We start from the raw sequence: 19,489 nt of genomic DNA, 5'->3' as shown, positions 1-19,489 counted from the left end.
GCCGCCGCGCACCACCGTCGCCGGCGTCCCGGCCCGGGTGGTCTCGCGGGTCCCGCCCCGCGAGGAGCCGGCCCTGACCATGGACCACATCTTCGGCGACGGAATTTAGACGGACGCTTGCGCGGGGGTAGCGTTCGGGCTGCCTCCGCGAGCGCTTGACGCGAAGCCCTGGACCACGGGCCTGCGAGGCCGCCGCGGGATGCTGCGTGGCGGCTTGAACAGGATACCGACCGCACCTGCGGCATGGAGCGCCGGCCCCTGAACGACCTGGGTCCATCACGACAACGCCGAGGGGCCGGCTGCCCTGGTCGAGACTGGGCCGGAGGTCGGCAAAGGGCGGCGTAGTGCCCCTGGGATCGGCCTGCAGGCGCGCATCAAGTCGCTGTTTGGGGTGGGATGCACGACCCGCGGGTCGGCAGGCAGTTGGCAGAACGCGGCGTCGCAGGCTCTCGGTGAGCCTCCGGCCTCCCAAGGCCGACGGCCAGGCCCAGAAGGCGTAAAAAAGACAGTACCGCCACGACGCGCCACCCGTGAGGCTTGGCTGTCGGCGGCAGGACCGCATCGCCGTGCTCCGCGCCCGGCGCCGACGCGGCAGGCCGTCCCGGCCCGCAGCGCGATCGAGATGCGAGGAATGCGCAGGATCGGCCCGGCGCACGGCGGAATATGCTGCGGCGCCCGGACTCTCCAGCGGCATCCCCCGGCGGCTGCCTGCTAGGCTGCCTCGGTCAAACGGAGCCGACCATGCCAGCACCTCTCCTGCATATCGACACGACGCCGGACCTGCCGGAAGCTGCCGACGTCGTGGTGATCGGCGGCGGCGTGGTCGGCACCTTCACGGCCTATTACCTGGCGCGCCGCGGCGTCAGCGTCGCGCTGGTCGAGAAGGGCCGGATCGCCGCCGAGCAGTCGAGCCGCAACTGGGGCTGGTGCCGGCAGCAGAACCGCGACGCCCGCGAGTTGCCGATGGCGACGAAGAGCCTCGACCTGTGGGACCGCCTCAAGGCCGAGATCGGCGAGGATGTGGGCTTCCGCCGTTGCGGCCTGCTCTACCTCAGCAACGACGAGGCCGAGATCGAGCGCTGGGCGAAGTGGCGCGACTTCGCGGCCGGCGAGGGCGTCGTCACCCACGTGCTCGGCGCGGCGGAAGCGCGCGAGCACGGCAAGGCGACCGGGCGCGCCTGGAAGGGCGGCGTGTTCTCGCCGACCGACGGCATCGCCGACACCTCGCGGGCGGTGCCGGTCGCCGGCTTAGGCGTGATGAAGTACGGCGGCACCGTGCACCAGTTCTGCGCCGCCCGCGGCCTCGAGCTCCAGGGCGGCCGGGTCTGCGGCGTGGTGACCGAGAAGGGCACCATCCGCACCCGCACGGTGGTGATGGCGGGCGGCGCATGGGCGTCGTCCTTCGTCCGCCAGCTCGGCATCCGCTTCCCGCAGGCGGCGGTGCGCCAGTCGATCATGGCGGTCGGCCCCAACGTCTCCGGGCTGCCGGACGCGCTGTACACGGCCGGCATCTCGCTCACGCGCCGCGGCGAGAGCGGCGGCTACAACCTGGCGATCAGCGGGCGGGCTCGCGTCGATCCCACCCCGCAGCAGATCCTGTTCGCTCGCGAATTCGTGCCGATGTTCGCGCGGCGCTGGCGCTCCCTGGCGCCCGGCGGCACCGAGGCCTGGCGCAGCGGGCACGAGGGCGTGAAGAAGTGGCGCCTCGACCGGCCGACGCCGATGGAGCGGATGCGCATCCTCGATCCCCGCCCCGACCCGACGCTCATCGCCGAGACCTACCGCCGTGCCCTCGAGATGCTGCCGGCCCTGCGCGAGACCTCGATGACCGCCTCCTGGGCCGGCTACGTCGACTCGACCCCGGACGGCGTGCCGGGGATCGGCGAGGTGACGGGCGTGCCCGGCCTCGTCCTGGCGGCGGGTTTTTCGGGCCACGGCTTCGGCATCGGCCCGGGCGCCGGCCACCTCATCGCCGACATCGTGTCGGGCGCCGACCCGATCGTCGATCCCAAGCCCTACCATCCGGACCGCTTCGGCGCCTCGGCCTGGGGGAAGGTGGCGGAGTTCTGAGGACCGGGGCCGCACCTTCCGCGCGGAGGTGCGGTGCTCCGGGTGGAGCAGGGTGGCGTCACGAGCCGGCCGAGGGAAACGTCACCCCGAGCAGGTGCGGACGCTCCGGCCGGCCGGCGCGGCAGCCTTCACGATCGGGACCTCGGCGCTCGACGGCCGGCTCCCGGCGAACGGCCCGACCCTCGACCTACAGGCTCCAGGCGATCGACCGGCCGCCGCCCGAGCAGGCTTGCGTCGGCAAGCCACACGGTACACGACAGAGTGATTCGTCCGTGGCGTCGACCCTTCCAACCCGCGACCTCATCCCGAGGCGCGGGTGACACGAGCCTCGCAGGACGAGGTCGCGGGTGGGAGAGCGCCATGCCGGCAGCCCTCACGGACACCCGTCATGACCAAGACCTACACCATCGCGGCGATCCCGGCCGACGGCATCGGCATCGAGGTCATCGCCGCCGGCATCGAGGTGCTGGACGCGCTCTCCGAGAAGACCGGCACGTTCCGGTTCCGGTTCGACCATTTCGACTGGGGCTCGGACTACTATAAGAAGCACGGCACGATGATGCCGGCCGACGGTCGCGAGCGGATCAGGAACCACGACGCGATCTTCTTCGGTGCGGTCGGCGCGCCGGACGTGCCCGACCATATCAGCCTGTGGGGCCTGCGGCTCGCGATCTGCCAGCCCTTCGACCAATACGCCAATGTCCGCCCGACCCGGATCCTGCCCGGCATCACCAGCCCGCTGCGCCACGTCTCGGGCCCGGAGCTCGACTGGGTGATCGTGCGCGAGAACTCCGAGGGCGAGTATGCGGGCGTCGGCGGGCGCGTGCACCAGGGCCACCCGGAGGAGGTCGCCACCGACGTCTCGATGATGACGCGCACCGGCGTCACCCGCATCATCCGCTACGCCTTCCGGCTAGCGCAGGGCCGGCCGCGCAAGCTGCTGACGGTCGTCACGAAGTCGAACGCGCAGCGCCACGCCATGGTGATGTGGGACGAGATCGCCGCCGAGGTGGCCCAGGACTTCCCGGACGTGACCTGGGACAAGATGCTGGTCGACGCCATGACGATGCGGATGGTGATCAAGCCCGAGACCCTCGACACCATCGTGGCGACGAACCTGCACGCCGACATCCTGTCGGACCTCGCCGCGGCGCTCGCCGGCTCACTCGGAATCGCGCCGACGGCGAACATCAACCCGGAGCGAAAATTCCCGTCGATGTTCGAGCCGATCCACGGCTCGGCCTTCGACATCGCCGGCAAGGGCATCGCCAACCCGATCGCGACCTTCTGGACCGCCTGCCAGATGCTCGAACACCTCGGCGAGGAAGCGGCTGCCGACCGGCTGATGCGCGCGGTGGAGCGGGTGACCGCCGATTCGAGCCTGCACACCCCCGATCTCGGCGGCACGGCAACGACGCGCCAGGTCACGGATGCGGTCATCGCGGCGATCCGGGGAGATAACGCGTAGGGGCGGGAGCGACGGCCGGGAGCCTGATCCCTCCCCCGCAGAGGCAAGGCTGTCCGGGGAAAGACGAGGCGCAGGAAATCCCCTCTCCCCGCGGGCGGGGAGAGGCTTTCGTCCCCCTTGTCGGGGACGAAAGGAGCGGAGGCGAAAGCCGCAGCGAGGGTGAGGGGGTGTTTCCGGATGAGGCTTCTTCGGAAACACCCCCTCACCCTCGCCCTGTGGGCTTCCTGAGCCCCTTCGGAGCTCAGGCCTCTCCCCGCCCGCGGGGAGAGGGGAAACCCGCGCTTTTTTCTTTCCCCGGACAGCCCTGCCGCGGAGGGGGGAGGGTTCACGCGCGGCGGACGTCGCCCCCATATCAAGCAATCTATTGTGTCTTTCATTATGAGTTAAATAAAAAATACTTCTGGTGCTGTTGTTTTCGCATCATTCTCATCGTCGAACCGGTAACCGCTTCGGCGAAGGCTGCTCCGAGCCTGCCTCCTCCCCCGCCCCCCTGACCAGCAGCCCCTCCACCGCGCTCTCCACCAGGGTGACGTGCCGCAGCATCGCCGCATGCGCCTCCCCCGCCTGCCCGCCCAGGATCGCGGCGACCACCGCCCCGTGCTCGGCATGCGAGCGGGCGAGGCGCCCGGCCTGGCGGAACTGCGCCTCGCGGTAGGGCTGGAGGCGGCGGCGCAAGGAGCGCGCGAAGTCGGACAGGACCGCGTTGTGGGCGCCGGCATAGATCGCGCCGTGGAACGCCGTGTTGGCTTGGGCATAGGCCGCCGGGTCGCCGGCCCGGGCCAGCTCGCCCATGGCGTCGTGCAGTGCGTCGAGGCGGCGGCGCTCCAGCGGGCTCATCGAGAGGGCGGCGAGCCGAGCGCAGGTCGCCTCGATCTCCGCCATGGCGACGAACAACGCGGCGAGCTGGTCGGGCGTCACCTGCGCCACCACCGCACCCCGGCGCGGCCGCACCTCGACGAGCCCCGACGTGCCGAGCTGGCGCAGGGCCTCGCGCACCGGCGTACGCGACACGCCGTATCGGTCCGCGAGCGCCTGCTCGTCGAGGCGGTGGCCCGGCGCCAGCGCCCCGGTGACGATCGCCTCGGCGATCTCGGCCGCCAGCCGCTCGGTCCGCGTCCGTCCTGCCGCCTCGTCCATCTCAGCCCCGTCACGCATGGCCCGCACCCTGCCGCATCGTCACCGCGCAGGCATGCCCGAAATTCAGGCGCACGCGCCCAAACAACATGCGTGCAAGATCTCCGAAATGCATGCACTCTTTCCATGTTGCATACAATTTTTGTCCCGGTCCGAACCTTGCCTCGCTGCGGCGCGACGCCCGCCGCGCGGGCATTCGCCCCCTCTCTGACGTAAGGCCCGTGCCGCATGATCACCCGCCGCACCGCCCTCGCCGCCGGGCTCGCCGCGCCGTTCGTGGCCAGGAGCCAGGCTCAGGCGCAGAACCCGACCCGCAACGAAACCCTGCTGCTGGTGCAGGAATACGGGCCGAATTCCCTGGACATGCAGGGCATCGGCGCCTCGCAGCCGGTGAACGGGGTCGCGCTCAACTGCTACGACCGGCTCCTGCGCTTCAAGCCGGTGCCGATTCCGGGCGGCGGCGGCAATGCCGTGAAGATGGGCGAGATGGAAGGGGAGCTCGCCGAGAGCTGGCAGGTCGCCTCCGACGGGATGAGCTGCACCTTCAAGCTCCGCGACGCCAAGTTCCATTCCGGACGGCCGGTGACGGCCAAGGACGTGAAGTGGTCCCTCGACCGGGCGGTGTCGATCGGGGGCTTCGCCACCACGCAGATGAATGCCGGCTCGCTGGAGAAGCCCGAGCAGTTCGTCGCCCTCGACGACAAGACCTTCCGCATCGACTTCGTCCGCAAGGACAAGATGACGATGTCGAACCTCGCGGTCACGATTCCCTTCGTGATCGATGCGGAACTGGCGAAAGCCAATAGCGGCGGCGATCCGTGGGCCAAGGACTGGCTCAAGAACAACGTCGCGGGCTCGGGCGCCTACCGGGTCGAGAGCTGGAAGCCCGGCGTCGAGACGATCTATGCCCGCAACGATGCCTGGGCGTCGGGCAAGCTGCCGCAGCTGCGCCGGGTCATCGCCCGCGACATCGCTTCGCCCTCGACCCGGCGGGCGCTCATCGAGAAGGGCGACGCCGACATCTCGTACGGGCTGCCGCCGAAGGACTTCAAGGACCTGATCGACGCCGGCAAGATCAAGGTCGTCGGCGTGCCGATCCCGAACGGGGTCTGGTCGGTCTATCTCAACACCGCGGTCGGGCCGTTCACCGACGTGCGGCTGCGCCAGGCGGTGGCCTGGGTACTGCCTTACGAGAAGATTCTCCAGGCCTCGCTGTTCGGCCGCGGCCTCGACATGTCGGGCGGGCCGGAGACGCCGCGTGTGGCCTGGCCGCAGCCTTATCCGTACCGGACCGATCCGGCGAAGGCGAAGGCCCTGGTCCAGGCGGCCGCGCCCGGCGGGCTCACGACCACGCTGCTGTTCGATGCCGGCAACGCTACCGTCGCCGAGCCGATGGCGGTGCTGATCAAGGAGGCACTCGCCGGGATTGGCATCACCGTCGAGATCGGAAAGATTCCGGGCGCGAACTTCCGGGCTGAGATCTCCAAGAAGACCAACCCGATGGTGCTCAACCGCTTCGCCGGCTGGCTCGATTACCCGGACTATTACCTGTTCTGGACCCTGCACGGGGCGAATTCGATCTTCAACATCGCCTCATACCAGAACCCGGAACTCGACAAGCTGATCGACACCGCGCGCTTCACCGAGGATCCGGCGGTTTACCAGAGAAGCGTGATCGACTTCGTGTCGCTGGCCGAGCGCGAGGTACCCATGGTGCCGATCGCCCAGCCGACCCACGACGTCGCGATGCAGCGCACGATCAACGGCTACCAGTTCCAGCCGTGTCGGGAGCCGGATTTCCGGTATCTGACCAAGGGGACGGCGTCGTAGGGCGCGTGGCTTCGCCCCTCCTTTTTCACTGAACTGTCAGGCGAAAGAAGAGGCGCGGGTTTCTCCTCTCCCCGCGGGCGGGGAGAGGGATGTGTCTCCGTTCAGGAGACACAGCAAGCGAAGGCGCAGCCGGAGCGAGGGTGAGGGGGTCTCGACCAGTGAGGCTCCTCCGGAAACACCCCCTCACCCTTGCCCTGCGGGCTCGCTGCATCGCCTGAACGGCGACGCAGCCCTCTCCCCGCCCGCGGGGAGAGGGGAACCCGCGCCTCGTCTTTCTGCGGAACGTCTTGCGGAAAGCAAAGAATCCGGACCGGCCAGTCAAAGCCCCGCGACACACACCCAGGAGGGCCACACGACGATGCTGCGCACGCTCCTCGACCGCCTCGCCACCACCCTTCCGGCACTCGCCGGGGTGGTCGTGGTGTCGTTCCTGCTCACCCGGGTCCTGCCCGGCGACACCGCCGCCTATTTCGCCGGCCCCGCCGCGACCCCGCAGGCGATCGCCCAGATTCGCACCGAACTCGGCCTCGACCGGCCGCTGCCCGAGCAATTCGCCCGCTACGTCGCCGACCTCGCCCGGGGCGATCTCGGCCGCTCGCTCACCACCGGCCAGCCGGTCACGGTCGATCTCGGCGCCCGGCTGCCGGCTTCGGCCGAACTGACCCTGTTCGGCCTCGTCCTCTCGCTTCTCGTCGCGGTGCCGCTCGGGGTCGCGGCAGCTTTGCGGCAAGGCTCCCTCGTCGATCACGCCTGCCGGGTGGTGGCGACGGCGGGCGTGTCGCTGCCGGTGTTCTTCACCGGCCTCCTCCTCGTCTACGTCTTCTACTTCGTGCTCGGCTGGGCCCCGGCGCCTTTGGGGCGCCTCGACGCCTTCGCCTCGCCGCCGCCGACGCGGACCGGCTTCCTCCTCCTCGACAGCCTGGCCGCCGGCGATCTCGAGACCTTCCGGGCGGCGCTCGGTCAGATCACCCTGCCGGGCCTGACGCTGGCGATCTTCGCGCTCGCCCCGATCGCCCGCATCACCCGGGCGGCGATGCTGGCGGTGCTCGCCGCCGATTTCGTCCGCACCGCCCGGGCCGCCGGCCTGTCGCGCCGCCGGGTCGTCGTCACCTACGCGCTCCGGAACGCGATGCTTCCGGTGGTGACGACGCTCGGCATGGTGTTCTCCTTCCTGCTCGGCGCCAACGTGCTGGTGGAAAAGGTGTTCGCCTGGCCCGGCGTCGGCTCCTACGCGGTCGAGGCCCTGATCGCCTCCGACTTCGCCCCGGTCCAGGGTTTCGTCCTGGCGATGGCGCTGCTCTACACGGTGCTGAACCTCCTGATCGACCTCGCCTACGGGCTGATCGACCCGCGGGTCCGGGGGGCCGCATGAGCGCCACCGGCTCTCCCGCCCTCACCCCCGCCCGCCCCCGCAGCGGAGTCTCGGCGACGCTGGCGCATGCCGGCAGCGTCGTCGCCGGCAACCCGGTCACGGGCTTCGCCTTCGCGCTGCTCCTCGGCCTCGTCGCCTGCGCGGTGCTCGGGCCCTCGCTCGTGCCCTACGATCCGCTCGCCTCCGACACAGGCTCGGCGCTCCAGGCCCCGACGCTGGCGCATCCCTTCGGCACCGACCAGCTCGGGCGCGACATCCTCTCGCGGGTTGTGGTGGCGGCGCGGCTCGATCTCGCCATCGCGGTCTTCTCGGTGGCGCTGGTCTTCGTCGCAGGCGGGCTCGCCGGCATCATGGCCGGGTTCTTCGGCGGCTGGACCGACCGGATCGTGGGACGGCTCGCCGACACCATCATGGCCTTCCCGCTCTTCGTCCTAGCGATGGGGATCGTGGCGGCGCTCGGCAACACGGTCGGCAACATCGTGCTCGCCACTGCCATCATCAACTTTCCGCTCTACGCGCGGCTGGCCCGGGCCGAGGCCGCGCAGCGCCGCAATGCCGGCTTCGTCATGGCGGCGAGGCTCACCGGCAACACCGATCTGCGCATCGTGCTGACCTTGATCCTGCCGAACATCCTGCCGCTGATGATGGTGCAGATGTCGCTGACCATGGGCTACGCGATCCTCAACGCGGCGGGTCTGTCCTTCATCGGGCTCGGCGTGCGTCCGCCGACCCCGGAATGGGGGATCATGGTGGCGGAGGGCGCCGGCTTCATCGTCTCGGGCGAGTGGTGGATCGCGCTCTTCCCGGGTCTGGCACTCATGCTCGCGGTGTTCTGCTTCAACCTCATCGGCGACGGCTTGCGCGACATCGTCGATCCCCAGAGGCGGACATGACCGCGATCCCGCTGCTTGCCATCCGCGACCTCACGGTCGAGTTCGCTACCCGCCGCGGCCCGGTCCAGGCCGTGCGCCAGGTCGACGTCTCGGTCGCCAAGGGGGAGACCGTCGGCATCGTCGGCGAATCCGGCTCGGGCAAGTCGGTCACCTCCTACGCGGTGATGCGCATCCTCGACCGGGCCGGCCGCATCGCCGGCGGCGCGGTCGATTTCTCCGGGATCGACCTGCGCGCGGCGACCGAGCGCCAGATGCGCGACCTGCGCGGGCGGGAGATCTCGATGATCTTCCAGAATCCCCGCGCCGCGCTCAACCCGATCCGCAAGGTCGGCCACCAGATCGAGGACGTGCTGCGCCAGCACGCCGAGGCCGGCTCGGGCGACGCCAAGGCGAAGGCCATCGCGGCGCTCGAACAGGTGAAGATCGCCCGGCCTGAGGAGCGCTACCACGCCTACCCGTTCGAATTGTCCGGCGGCATGTGCCAGCGGGTGGTGATCGCGCTCGCGCTCGCGTGCCGGCCGCAGCTCCTCATCGCCGACGAGCCGACCACCGGCCTCGACGTGACGACCCAGAAGGCGGTGATGGACCTCGTCACCGACCTGACCCGGGAGCGCGGCATGGCGACCGTGCTCATCACCCACGATCTTGGCCTCGCCGCCACCTATTGCGACCGGATCGTCGTGATGGAGCAGGGCCGCGTGGTCGAGACGGCGCCCGCCACGACGATCTTCCGGACGCCCGAGCACGCCTATACCCGCAAGCTGATGCAGGCGACGCCGCGCCCGGGCGTCACTCTCCGTGATCTCCTGCCCGAGGGGGCGCCGGCAGCACCCCTGGAGCACGCTCAAGGAGCAGGCGCCCCGCTGCTGGCGGTCTCGGGGCTGGTGAAGGCCTATCCGAAGCCGAAATCCCTGCTCTCGCGCAAGGCGGCGGAGGTGCCGTTCCGGGCGGTCGACCATGTGAGCTTCACGGTCGATCGCGGCGAGAGCGTCGGACTCGTCGGCGAATCGGGCTGCGGCAAGTCCACCACCTCGACGATGGTGATGCGGCTCCTCGACCCGACCGAGGGCTCGATCGTGTTTGCCGGCGAGGAGATCGGCCGCGTGCCGGCGGCGCGCTTCGCCCGTCATCCTCTGCGGCCGAAGATCCAGATGGTGTTCCAGGATCCGACCGAATCCCTCAACCCGCGCTGGACCGCGGCGCGGGCCATCGCCGATCCGCTCCTGCGCTTCCGCACCGTGATCGGCTCGGATGCGATCCGCGCGCGCTGCGAGGAACTCGCTCGCCTCGTCGGCCTGCCGGTCGATCTCCTCGACCGCTTCCCGCACCAGCTCTCCGGCGGCCAGAAGGCGCGGGTCGGCATCGCCAGGGCCATCGCCCCCTCCCCCGACCTCGTCATCCTCGACGAGCCGACCGCGGCCCTCGACGTGTCGGTGCAGGCGGTGGTGCTGAACCTGCTCGCCGACCTCAAGCAGGCGCTCGGGATGAGCTATCTCTTCGTCAGCCACGACCTGCAGGTCGTTCGGATGCTCTGCGACCGGGTGATCGTGATGCGGTCCGGCCGCATCGTCGAGGAAGGCACGACGGAAGCGGTGCTGGAGGCGCCGCACGCCGAGTATACCCGCGCGCTGCTCGCGGCGATTCCGAGGCCGCCGGTGTGAGGCGGCTGCGCATGTTCCTCCCTCCCCACCCTCAACCTCATCCTGAGGTGTCGATCCATCGAAGATGGACTGACCTCGAAGGAGGGCTCCAGGAGTCTCCGAGTTCCCTGGAACCCTCCTTCGAGGCTCCCTCCGGTCGCACCTCAGGATGAGGTCGCGGGAGGGAACGACAAGTTCCGCCAACACGGTACGTCACCTCATCGATCCACCCGCGAGGCTCGCCCATGACGACAGCGCCCCCCTCCCCTCCCCTGCTGCTCGACGACGAGTCCGCCGGCGCGGTCGTCGACGCGATGATGCCGCTGGTCGGCATCCCGATGGCGCCGGAATGGCGCGGAACGGTGATCGCCAGCGTCAAGGCGACGGCGGCAGCCGCCAAGCTGGTGCTGGACTTCCCTCTCGACGACACCGTCGAGCCGGCGCCGGTGTTCCGGGCATGACGACGGCTGGCATGAGCGGGCAGGATACCGCTTCCGGAATCGCCGCCGCCGTGGCGGCGCGCCGGCTCACCGCCGCGGCCGCCATCGAGGCGGCCCTGGCGCGGATCGCTGCCATCGACCCCGGCGTGAACGCCTTCACGGACGTGACCGCCGACCGCGCCCGGGCCCGGGCGGCCGAGATCGATGCCGGCCTCGCCGCGGGGCGGGCGCCGGGCCCGCTGGCGGGGGTGCCCTTCGCGGTCAAGAACCTGTTCGACGTCGAGGGGATCCCGACCCGCGCCGGCTCGAAGATCAACCGCGACAATCCGGCCGCCACCCGCGACGGCGCCCTGGTGCGGCGGCTCGAGGCGGCCGGTGCGATTCTCGTCGGCGCCCTCAACATGGGCGAATACGCCTACGACTTCACCGGCGAGAACGCCCATGACGGCCCCTCGCGCAACCCGCACGACCGCGAGCGGATGTCCGGCGGCTCGTCCGGCGGCTCGGGCGCGGCGGTGGCGGCGGGGCTCGTGCCGCTCACCCTCGGCTCGGACACCAACGGGTCGATCCGGGTGCCCTCGGCCTTCTGCGGCACCTTCGGGCTCAAGCCCACCTTCGGCCGGCTGTCGCGGGCGGGCTCCTTCCCGTTCGTCGCGAGCTTCGACCATCTCGGGCCCCTCGCCCGCTCCGTCGCCGATCTCGCCCTGGCCTACGACGCGATGCAGGGGGAGGATTCCGACGATCCCTGGCAGGCGCCGCGGCCCGTGGAGCCGGTGGCGGGTGCCCTCGCGCAGGGCACGACGGGCCTGAGGGTCGCGGTGGCGGGCGGCTACTTCGCCCGCGGCGGCGAGCCGGATTGCTTCGCGGCCGTCGCCCGCGCCGCCGAGGCTTCGGGTGCCTCCCGCACGATCGAGATCCCGGAGGCCGCCCGCGCCCGCGCCGCGGCCTTCCTCATCACCGCCTCGGAAGCCGCCGGCCTCCATCTCGACCGCCTGCGCGAACGCCCCGGCGATTACGACCCGGCGGTGCGCGACCGGCTGATCGCCGGCACGACCATCCCGGCGGCCTGGGTGCACCGGGCCCAACGCTTTCGCAGCTGGTACCGGGCGCGGGTGCTGGCGCTCTTCGACGAGGTCGACGTGATCCTCGCCCCCTGCACGCCCTGCCGGGCGCTGCGGGTCGGCCAGGCTACGATGGAACTCGACGGCGTGACCGTGCCGGCGCGGCCGAATATCGGCGTGTTCACCCAGCCGATCTCCTTCATCGGCCTGCCGGTCGTGGCCGTGCCGGTGCGGGTGGGCGGCGGGCTGCCGCTGGCCGTGCAGGTGATCGCGGCGCCGTGGCGGGAGGACCTGGCCTTGCGGGTCGCCGGAGCGATCGAGGCGGCGGGGGTGGGGGCGGCGCCGGTGGCGGGGTGAGGCCTTGTCCAACCCTCCCACCTCATCCTGAGGTACTGCCGCATGCGGCAGCCTCGAAGGAGGGCTCCAGAGGCCACAGAGATTTCTGGAGCCCTCCTTCGAGGTCAGTCGATCTTCGATCGCGTGCGATCTGCGATCGCCAACACCTCAGGATGAAGTCGCAGGCGGGATGAATTTGGATGATCACAACCTGCTTTTCTAGAAAGGAAACCCCATGGACATCGACCACCCCGACGTGAAGGCCGAGGTCGAGGCGGCTTTCGCGGCTTACGAGACCGCCCTCGTCACCAACGACGTGCCGACCCTGGAGGCCCTGTTCTGGGACGATCCCCGCACCATCCGGTACGGCATCGGGGAGAATCTCTACGGCATGGACGCGATCCGGGCGTTCCGCCGGGCGCGCTCGCCGGTCGGGGTCGAGCGGCGGATCGATCGGACCGTCATCACCACCTTCGGGCGCGACTTCGCCACCGCCTCGACGCTGTTCTGGCGCGAGGCGCATCCCGGCAAGGTCGGGCGCCAGATGCAGTCCTGGGCCCGGCTCCCCGAGGGCTGGCGGGTCGTCGCCGCCCATGTCAGCCTGATCGACGAGGTTCCCGCGTGACCGATTTTCCTCTCACCCTCGCCGATTACCGGACGGCCTACGCCTCGGGATCGCTCACGCCCGAGCAAGCCGTGCGCGAGGTCTACCGGCGCATCGCGGCACATGACGATCCGGCGGTCTTCCTCACCCTGCGGCCCGAGGCCGAAGTGGCGGCGGAAGCGGAAAACCTGCCGGCCGGCCCGCTCCACGGCATCCCGGTTGCGGTAAAGGACAATATCGACGTGGCGGGCCTGCCCACCACCTGCGCCTGCCCCGATGATGCGCGCGTCGCGACGCAGGACGCCGCGGTGGTGGCGCGGCTGCGGCAGGCCGGGGCGCTGGTCATCGGCAAGACCAACCTCGACCAGTTCGCCACCGGCCTCGTCGGGGTGCGCTCGCCCTACGGCGTGCCGCGCAACACCCTCGATCCGGCGCTCGTGCCCGGCGGCTCGTCGTCGGGCTCGGCCGTCGCGGTGGCGGCCGGGCTGGTGCCGCTGGCGCTCGGCACCGACACCGCAGGTTCCGGCCGGGTGCCGGCGGGGCTCAACAATATCGTCGGGCTCAAGCCGAGCCTCGGGGCGCTGTCGACACGCGGCGTGGTGCCGGCCTGCCGCACCCTCGATTGCGTCTCGGTCTTCGCGCTGACCGTCGAGGACGCCTTCGCGGGCTTCTCGGCGCTTGCCGGATTCGACGCCGCCGATCCGTTCTCGCGGGCCATGGCCGTCGGGCGGCCGGGACCGCTGCCGCGGCGAATCGGCGTGCCGGACGGTGCGAGCCGGCGATTCGGCGGCGACGCGCTCTCCGAGGCCGCCTTCGATCGCGCCCTCGCCGATCTCGAGGCGCTCGGCGCGACCCTGGTCCCGGTCGACCTGACACCGTTCTTCGCCGCCGCCGCCCTCCTCTATGACGGGCCGTGGGTGGCCGAGCGCTGGGAGGCGATCCGCGACCTCATCACCGAACGGCCGGAGGCACTGCACCCGGTCACCCGCGCCATCACGGAACGCGCCACCGCCTTCTCAGCCGCCGATGCCTTCGCGGGCCGCTATCGGCTGGCGGAGTTGCGCCGGGCCACCGAACCGGTCTGGCAAGGGATCGACGGAAAGGGAATCGACGCGCTCTGCGTGCCGACCTTCCCGCGCCCGCAGACCCTGGCGGCGCTCGCCGCCGACCCGATCGGCCCCAATGCCGAGCTCGGCACCTACACCAACTTCGTCAACCTGCTCGATCTCTGCGCGCTGGCGGTGCCGAGCCATCCCCGCGCCGACGGATGGCCGGCCGGCGTGACGCTGATCGCCCCGGCGGGCCGGGATGCCGCCCTGGTCCCCCTCGGCGAGGCCCTCCACCGCGCCGCCGGCCTCGCCATGGGCGCGACCGGCGCACCCCTGCCGCCGGCGCCCGCGCCGGGCCCGGCACGCGCCGGCGACGACGAGATCGAACTGGTGGTGGTCGGCGCGCACCTGTCGGGCCTTCCCCTCAACGGCGAGCTGACGGCGTTGGGCGCGCGGCTCCTGCGGGCGGTCGCGACCACGCCCGATTACCGGCTCTTCGCCCTGCCGGGCGCAGGCCCGCGCCGTCCCGGCCTGGTGCGGGTGGCGGCGGGGACGGGCACGTCGATCGCCACCGAGGTCTGGGCACTCACGCCCGAGACCTTCGGCCGCTTCGTCGCAGGCATTCCCGCCCCCCTCGGCATCGGCACCCTGCGGCTTTCCGACAGCACGACCCCGAAGGGATTCCTGTGCGAGCCGGAGGGGGTCCGGGACGCGGAGGACGTGTCGGGCCATGGCGGATGGCGCGCCTATCTGGCGGCCGGCCGGGCTTGAGCGTCCGTCCGGGCGCCCCGCCTCGTCCTTTCCGAGGAAATCGCCCGGCTCCGGAGGTCGAAAGCCCGTTCGGTTCGATCGCCCGTCTCGACGCCCTCCCGGTCCCTGCGGTCCCGCGCAGCGGGGCCCGTCGTGACTCAGCAGATTTCGCAAGAGTGGCGGCTGGATTCGCGATGAAAATCCGTGATAAAACAAGAACCTAAGCGGACGAAGCGTTGGCCTGCCAATGCAAGTCCGCTTAGGAGGGCGTCGATCCCGGGGAGACCGATCGGACAGGCTCTCGGGCCGTCATTCCCGAAAGGAGTTACTTCTCCTTCGACTCCACGGACGTCTTCAACGGATTGGTCGATCCGAAGATGTGGCTGACGGAGGTGCTTGCCTGCGCCTGCGTTTCTTTCGGATTCGAACTATGACAGGCGAAGCAGTTGGTGCCCGAGGTGGACTTGGTATCGTTCCCCTGCGCGAAGGTCTCCATCGTGCCGTTGGCCAGCATGCTGGTGCCGATCTCGTTGCCGCCCTGGGGGAAGGGGCCTGTGGGCCGGGCTCCGCCCAAGGTCCACGTCGCGCCCATCAGGAGGTAGTTGAAGCGCGGATCGGACGCGGCTCCGACGGCACTGAGCTTCGCGCGGATGTCGGTGTTGAGCGAGACGATCTGGTTCGCGGCGATGGCCGGGGTTTTGTCCGCCTGGTTGGGCTGGCCGTCCGAGGCGACACCCCAGGCCTTCTGATGCAGGACGTCGTTCGGCGCGATCTTCACCGGAGGGGATGCCGTCGAGACGATATGCTGGTTCGCCTTGTCGTACTGGGCCAGTTGCGCGTTGTAATTGGTCTGCGGGCCGCTGGCCGAGAACGTCCACGGGCCGGTCGGATTGCTCGGAACGGGGGTCTCCTTCCCGCCGGACATGTAGCTGTAATCGGCGAGCGGCGCGTTGGCCTGATGCTCGAAGGTCGCCCAGACCATCTCGGGATGGCCGTTCGTGCTGCCGACGACATGCGCGCCGACCAGCGCGACCTGGGTCCGATTGGTCTTTCCCGTCGGCGCCCAATCGGCCGGATTGGTCGTCCGATCGTACTCCGGTACCTCGGCCTGCGCCGTGATGTACCCCTTCCCCCCATCGGGCAGGGTCGCGGCCTCGACCCAGGCCAGCTTGACCTCGACCGCGAGCGCGTTGCCGTCCGCCAAGCTCGACGGGCCGCCGTGTTTCTTGGCGAAGTCGAAGATCGCCGTCAGATCCGGCTGCGAGGTCGGGAACAGGCCGAACGTGGCCGGATCGTCGGCGTCGTAGGTCGGGGCGATGCCGTTCGGCGTCTTGCGGCCGGTCAGGTACCAGGCATAGACGTCGTTGACGAGCACCTCGTAGTACACGATCGCATCGTTCTGCGAGACCAGGACACCGTGGTCGCCGGCCTGGCCGGGACTCAAGGTGACGATGTCGCCGCTGCCGGCCTCGACGAAGACCGGGCCCGTCCGGGTGGCGATCTTCATCAACACCTTTTTGGCGGTGAGGGCATCGGCGATCTGCCGGCGCTCACTGGTCGCGCCCGGCGCCCCGCTAGTCGTCGTCGGTGCGGCCAGGCCGGCCAGGCGGCCGAGCTGCTGCGGCAGCATGCCGGCGGTCACCTTCGGCGCGAAGGTCTGGATCGGCTTGCCCTCGGCGTTCAGGAATTCGGCCTTGCCGCCGGCCCCGGCCCTCACCGCGGCGATCTCCGCCGTCCCCTCGGCCCCGAGCGCGTTGCTGGCGGTGAGGCCGGCGCGGTCGGGGACCGTGACGAACTCGCGCAGATGCCCCTTGGCGTCGAGCACGAACGGCAATCCATCGGGGCCGAACTTGGTCGCGCTGAGGGAGAGGTTTCGCGCGAGGATGCCGTCCTGCTTGATCAGGTTGCCCTGGTCGAGCCGGTAGAACGCCTCCGAACGGAGCACCCGCTTGTCGTGGAGCGTGCCGGCGTCCGGCGAGGTCAGCCACAGGAACATCTGCGCCGACCATTTATAGAAGTTGCAGTTGTTGCTCGTATCGAGTCCGAGACTGTTGGCCGGATTGACGGGCTGGTTCAATCCGGGCTTCGATTTGAACCAGCCGGTGAAGTCCTGCTGCGGCACGGTGCAGGTCGGATCGGGCGATGGCGGCAGGACCTGAGCCCCGGCCGCACCTGCGATCCCGGCCGCGAGGCTCGCGGCGAGGCCGACGATGCCTCCCGCACGGAGCCAGGACGAACGGCTGCAAGACGAACGCAAATGTTTCATCGCATCTGACCTTCGATAGTCATGGTTGAAATGTCGGACGATCGTTGTGTCACGACATGGCGGCTCCGGCAGTCGAGCCCTTCGGCTCGATCCGGCAACTCATACAAGTTCCGATTGATTAATTCAGGCGACCCCAACAGAGATCGTCTGAAGCACTGCGGAAGGCGGCTCCGCTCAGGCGCTGCGCGGGCTGATGAGATGAGTTCCAGAAAAAATCTCCGGAATTCATCTCGTACCAGCGGACCAGGATAGAGCGCTTCACGATCGCGTTGCAATCGCGAAGCTCTCCAGGTCTTTGGTCATGCCGCATGTTCTTCGACGAACCGGCATCCACTTCGTCGTAAAAAAATGCTCGAGGGCTTGGCGACGATTCGAGACCGAAGCCAGGCAGTCGGTGGCGCGCGATCGTCGGTCCGCCGCCCCCCTGGCGCCCTACCGGGTGAGGTCGGGCGTCAGCAGCTTCAGGCTCGTCACTTCCGCGGCGGTCGGCGCGCGCGCCGGCTCGCCCCCTCCGACGATCGTGACGCGAACGGACAACGTCCGGTCCCGGATGGCGCCGGCCGGCACCGGCAGCGTGTAGACGCCACCGCCGCCGCGGGCGGCCGGACCGAACGGCGCGACCGTGCCGATCGGGACACCCGACGGCGTGGTCACGTCGACCCGACGGCCGGCCGGCAAGGCCCCGACCTCCACTTCGAGGAAGGCACCGGCTGGCCCGGCGGGCGGCCGGGAGAGCGTGAACGTCCGCTCCATGTCCGATCCCTCTCGACCGGGTCCCTCTTGCACAGATCTGTCCTGACCATGGGCGGGCATGGCGGCGAGCACCAGGAGGATCGCCGCCCGCAGCGCCCGCCGGCCGGCCGGCGCCGCATGCCCGCCGCGCCGCCGCGCCCGCGACGCGTGACCGGGCATCCGGCGCGACATGCTAGAGCGGCCCGATGGCGACGGACTTGAGAACGTTGGGTGCGTTCCTCCCGCCATCCGCGGGCACGACCCGCACCACCACGTCCGCCGGCCTCTCGCCCGCACCCGCAGGCCTGGTGCCCGCCTTCGCCCGATCGGCCAGAACGGGATTCGTCGGCGGCAGGGCGATCGCGAAGGTCGTCTCGTGGCCGCCATGCCCATGCGCCATGGCCGGACCGAAGAACCCGATCGTGCCGGCGGGGTTCGCATCGCTCCCCGCAGCGTCGCCGAGCAGCACACGGAACTGCCTGACATCCGAGCCGGCCGCCGCGCGATCGAGCGTGATCAGCGCCACGATCGGCCGCGCGGTCTCGGCCGCGGCCCCCGGTCGCCGCAGGGCCGCAGCCGGCAGGCTGAGGGACGCGGCATTGCCGGTCGCACGGGCGGTCGTCAGCGTCGGCGCCGCGGGGACGGGCGCCGCGATCGTCGATCCGATCAGTTCCTCGCCGTAGCCCGCGCGGTCGTACTCGTAGTTGAAGCGGTCGGTCGAGAGATAGTCGCCGGCCTTGCCGTCGAGGACCGCCTTTTCGTCCGCATCGACGAAGAACAGGAACGGCTCCTTCGAAAGAAGATCGAGGTCCTTCCCTTCCGGGAGATACGGCTGCTTGAACGATTGCTGCTTGCGGACCCAGACGTCCCAGAGGCGGTCCATGTTGGCGTGATGCAGGAAGAAGATCGGATCGACCGGCGAGAGGAAGTTCGTCATGTTGCCGTACGGCCCCGGATCGAAAGGCCCGACCCCGCCGATGCAATTGTGGACGAGGTTGTGCGGCTGCCCTTCGAGAACCGAGAAAGCCGGCTTCTCGGCGGGTGGGGCGGTATGGGACGGGCTCTTCGAGCTGGTGAAGCTGAGCGAGACGGTCGGGTCGTTGAAGTGCGGTGCGAGCAATCCGGCAAGCACGGTGTACTTGGACACGGCGGTTGTGGCGCCCGCGTCAAGACCCGGCTTGTCGCGGGAGAGGTACCGGGCGCGGGACGTGGCCGCGAAGGCCTCGTTCCCCGGATCGTACTTGCCCTTCCCGTCGATGCCCGTCACGTCGCTCCAGGCATTGCCGAGAGTCTTGTAGCCGCGCGCGGCGAGTTGCTGTTGCTGGGCCGGCGTGAGGCCGCCCCAGTAGCGCTCGAAGCCGGGCTTGAAATACGCCGTGAAGATGTCGAGCGTCTTCGTATACGGCTCGAACGCGGCATCGGTCGGCGTCAGCCCGGGGCCGAACATGCCATCCGGGATCTTGGGCTCCTGCGTCCAGTCCCAGTAGGGAAGCGCGAAGTCCGGATCGCCGCTGAGCTTGCGGATCGTCTGCTCGAAATAACCGATATAGCCGCGATGCCAGACGTAGAACCACCAATTGCCGTGCGGACAATCCATGAGATGGACGAACGCGTTGCGGAACCAGTTGTGGGGATGGTCGGCCGGCAGCTTCAGCATCGCCTGGACGCCCTTGGCGTAGCTCGCCAGCGCCTTCTGCCCCTCCGGCGTGGTGACGAGGCATCTCTTGTACCGCGCCGCCGCCCTGGCCCGTCCGATCGGCGGGGCGATGCTGGCCGCCAGGGCCGTGCCCACGAACGCGCGCCGTGTGAACCGCATGTGCGTCTCCGTCTCTCTTGATGGTCCG

Annotated in this window: 15 protein-coding genes (1 of these 15 running past the window's edge); 11 read left to right on the top strand and 4 right to left on the bottom strand. The window is 70.1% G+C overall.

From position 1 onward, the window contains the following. From cysE to AC3AOF_RS30720, 3 genes are all read left to right on the top strand, one after another. Positions 1–109 carry the 3' end of a serine O-acetyltransferase gene (cysE, locus tag AC3AOF_RS30730; protein ID WP_488349462.1) on the top strand. The gene continues 770 nt to the left of window position 1, outside the view, so only the last 109 of its 879 coding nucleotides appear in the window; the start codon falls outside the window, past its left edge; it ends in the stop codon at positions 107–109. Positions 110–741: 632 nt separating this feature from the next. Next, positions 742–2,070, top strand: coding sequence for an NAD(P)/FAD-dependent oxidoreductase (locus AC3AOF_RS30725; protein ID WP_236993008.1), 1,329 nt, complete (start codon positions 742–744; stop codon positions 2,068–2,070). A 388-nt stretch (positions 2,071–2,458) separates the two neighbouring features. Then, positions 2,459–3,538 carry a tartrate dehydrogenase gene (locus tag AC3AOF_RS30720; protein WP_236993009.1) on the top strand — a complete coding sequence of 360 codons (1,080 nt, stop codon included), beginning with the start codon at positions 2,459–2,461 and terminating at the stop codon, positions 3,536–3,538. A gap of 426 nt (positions 3,539–3,964) precedes the next feature. Here the strand turns inward: AC3AOF_RS30720 and AC3AOF_RS30715 are convergent, their stop codons facing one another. Beyond that, complete coding sequence (locus tag AC3AOF_RS30715) at positions 3,965–4,693, bottom strand: GntR family transcriptional regulator (protein ID WP_488349351.1); 729 nt, start codon at positions 4,691–4,693, stop codon at positions 3,965–3,967. A gap of 207 nt (positions 4,694–4,900) precedes the next feature. Between AC3AOF_RS30715 and AC3AOF_RS30710 the strand changes: the two genes are divergently transcribed. From AC3AOF_RS30710 to atzF, 8 genes are all read left to right on the top strand, one after another. Next, positions 4,901–6,502, top strand: coding sequence for an ABC transporter substrate-binding protein (locus AC3AOF_RS30710; protein WP_236993011.1), 1,602 nt, complete (start codon positions 4,901–4,903; stop codon positions 6,500–6,502). 358 nt (positions 6,503–6,860) lie between these two features. Continuing rightward, positions 6,861–7,874 carry an ABC transporter permease gene (locus AC3AOF_RS30705; RefSeq protein ID WP_488349350.1) on the top strand — a complete coding sequence of 338 codons (1,014 nt, stop codon included), beginning with the start codon at positions 6,861–6,863 and terminating at the stop codon, positions 7,872–7,874. Beyond that, a complete protein-coding gene (locus tag AC3AOF_RS30700) occupies positions 7,871–8,767 on the top strand; it encodes an ABC transporter permease (protein ID WP_488349349.1) in 897 nt (298 codons plus the stop codon). Before AC3AOF_RS30705 ends, AC3AOF_RS30700 begins: the two co-directional genes overlap by 4 nt. Beyond that, positions 8,764–10,428 carry a dipeptide ABC transporter ATP-binding protein gene (locus tag AC3AOF_RS30695; RefSeq protein WP_488349348.1) on the top strand — a complete coding sequence of 555 codons (1,665 nt, stop codon included), beginning with the start codon at positions 8,764–8,766 and terminating at the stop codon, positions 10,426–10,428. Before AC3AOF_RS30700 ends, AC3AOF_RS30695 begins: the two co-directional genes overlap by 4 nt. Positions 10,429–10,652: 224 nt before the next feature. Beyond that, the gene (locus tag AC3AOF_RS30690; RefSeq protein ID WP_236993015.1) at positions 10,653–10,868 is read left to right on the top strand and encodes a DUF4089 domain-containing protein; all 216 of its coding nucleotides are present in this window, start codon (positions 10,653–10,655) and stop codon (positions 10,866–10,868) included. Between the two features lie 11 nt (positions 10,869–10,879). After that, entirely contained in the window at positions 10,880–12,265 is a 1,386-nt protein-coding gene (locus AC3AOF_RS30685) for an AtzE family amidohydrolase (RefSeq protein ID WP_488349347.1), read from the top strand. A 214-nt stretch (positions 12,266–12,479) separates the two neighbouring features. After that, on the top strand, positions 12,480–12,869 hold the full coding sequence (gene hpxZ / locus AC3AOF_RS30680; RefSeq protein WP_236993017.1) for an oxalurate catabolism protein HpxZ: 390 nt from the start codon (positions 12,480–12,482) through the stop codon (positions 12,867–12,869). Next, positions 12,866–14,668: an allophanate hydrolase gene (gene atzF, locus AC3AOF_RS30675; RefSeq protein ID WP_488349346.1), complete on the top strand. Its 1,803-nt coding sequence runs from the start codon at positions 12,866–12,868 to the stop codon at positions 14,666–14,668. Before hpxZ ends, atzF begins: the two co-directional genes overlap by 4 nt. Positions 14,669–14,972: 304 nt before the next feature. On the opposite strand, the gene AC3AOF_RS30670 is transcribed toward atzF, so the two are convergent. The 3 genes from AC3AOF_RS30670 to AC3AOF_RS30660 all read right to left on the bottom strand — a co-directional run bounded on the left by AC3AOF_RS30670 (position 14,973) and on the right by AC3AOF_RS30660 (position 19,461). After that, a complete protein-coding gene (locus tag AC3AOF_RS30670) occupies positions 14,973–16,913 on the bottom strand; it encodes a hypothetical protein (RefSeq protein WP_236993019.1) in 1,941 nt (646 codons plus the stop codon). A gap of 432 nt (positions 16,914–17,345) precedes the next feature. Beyond that, positions 17,346–17,666, bottom strand: coding sequence for a hypothetical protein (locus AC3AOF_RS30665; RefSeq protein ID WP_488349345.1), 321 nt, complete (start codon positions 17,664–17,666; stop codon positions 17,346–17,348). A 172-nt stretch (positions 17,667–17,838) separates the two neighbouring features. Continuing rightward, on the bottom strand, positions 17,839–19,461 hold the full coding sequence (locus AC3AOF_RS30660) for a tyrosinase family protein (protein ID WP_236993021.1): 1,623 nt from the start codon (positions 19,459–19,461) through the stop codon (positions 17,839–17,841). Positions 19,462–19,489: the final 28 nt, after the last annotated feature.

Source organism: Methylobacterium sp. 142-1Y (assembly GCF_057747795.1).
This window is presented reverse-complemented; position numbering and strand designations above follow the sequence as displayed.